A 1,440-nucleotide genomic window follows, 5' to 3' on the forward strand; every position below is an offset into this window, starting at 1 on the left:
TAAGCCGAACGGAGACGTCGGGCCGTCAGTACCGCCTTTATCATCGGCTTTCCACAGCGATGAATTATTGATTTTTGCTGACCAAACCATTAGGAATGGTGGAGCTTTGGAAAGGGCTATAGCGCGCCAGCCAGGCCAAGATGTCATAAGGGTTACGGCTCAAGACGCAGGCGATATCGGCGTTGATCTTGGAAGAGGTTTCAAGAGGGTATTGCCCACTGGCAACATCCTTAAAAACCTTGAGACAAATGGCGCTCCAGAAAAGCTTGAAAATTTGCGAAGTATAGAAGGTTTGTATCAGTATAATCCCAGCAAGAAAAATTGGGAGACAATTACTATCTTTCCAGCACCTGCTCCCTAAAAAGGTAAGGCATTTATGAAATATGAGAATGTTCGACACATGCTAAAGACTGTTTTTTGTTCGGATTTTAATCTGGCAGAAGACGTTGCTATAGGTATATATGTTAATAGTCTTAATTCTAGTGGAAAAAACAGATGAGATGAGGTATGAATTAGCTGAGTGTCTTCGTGATCAAAATGTTTCTTGGCGAGACATGTTAGTAAATGATGAGTACGAGGTCTTGGATTTTGAAACTGAGCAGGAAGCTAAGGATTATATTAAAAGGATTCTTTGGCAGCCATTGGATAAAAAAACCAATTGAAATTTACGAGGCGTTCGTAGGAACTTGAGTGGTTGTATGAAGAGGAGTTGTCAGGCAGTTTTCATAGTTCCTATAGGCGCATCTAAGGTCCTAGGCGATTATGGATGGGAGTTTAATAGTCTTGAAAGGCTTCCTGAAAGTATCGGAGAGTATTTGGTTAGGTATTTGGGTCTTAAGTTTGAAGAGGAATACGCGGGCATCAAGAAATATACAAATGATCAGATAAATATGTCCATTTTTCTTGACGGCAATAATGAGGTTGAGAGTATCTATTTTCAAGCGTTCGAAAGTTTCTTGGCGGGAATTTATAAGGCATGCCAAAATGAAGCGGTTTTTTCAGGGGCGGAAATATTTATTCCCGAGGAAATGAAAAGCTTTTAGTGGTAAAGGGGTATGTGTTTCACTGAAGTTTTGCAATGGTGAAATCGATGGCTCAGCAAAAGCCAAGGCTCAGGATTTTTAATGTTTGTTAAGCAGTGTGAATGGATCTCGAAAGATGCTCTGGAAGCAATGCTGACAATCGGTGATGCTGAGACTCAGTGCGTAGCTTTTTGTCATCCATATCATATGAATGTCGGGGACATGCTGCTAGAGCCTGTCCTTGCGATATCAATAAAAAATGTAGCCAAGATGGCGGCAGGCTCTCAGCCATACGTACTACGTATTGACGATGGATTCGTTCATGAAATTCTGGCTGAGGTGGTTAGTGTTGAAAAATCGCTGGTGATTGTAGGTCAACTCACTATTGAGTTGGATGACTGTCTCTTATACACATCTT

General features: G+C 41.4%; 2 protein-coding genes and 1 pseudogene. All 3 read left to right on the top strand.

Going from position 1 to position 1,440, the window contains the following annotated elements:
- Positions 1–361, top strand: a pseudogene (locus tag ALO43_RS16835) (DUF6861 domain-containing protein); the annotation flags it as partial.
- Positions 362–698: 337 nt separating this feature from the next.
- The gene (locus ALO43_RS16845; protein WP_054997836.1) at positions 699–1,043 is read left to right on the top strand and encodes a hypothetical protein; all 345 of its coding nucleotides are present in this window, start codon (positions 699–701) and stop codon (positions 1,041–1,043) included.
- Between the two features lie 81 nt (positions 1,044–1,124).
- The coding region (locus tag ALO43_RS16850) for a hypothetical protein (RefSeq protein WP_054997837.1) at positions 1,125–1,440 on the top strand (316 nt) is incomplete at its 3' end.

This window comes from Pseudomonas tremae (assembly GCF_001401155.1).
Classification (GTDB): Bacteria; Pseudomonadota; Gammaproteobacteria; order Pseudomonadales; family Pseudomonadaceae; genus Aquipseudomonas; species Aquipseudomonas tremae.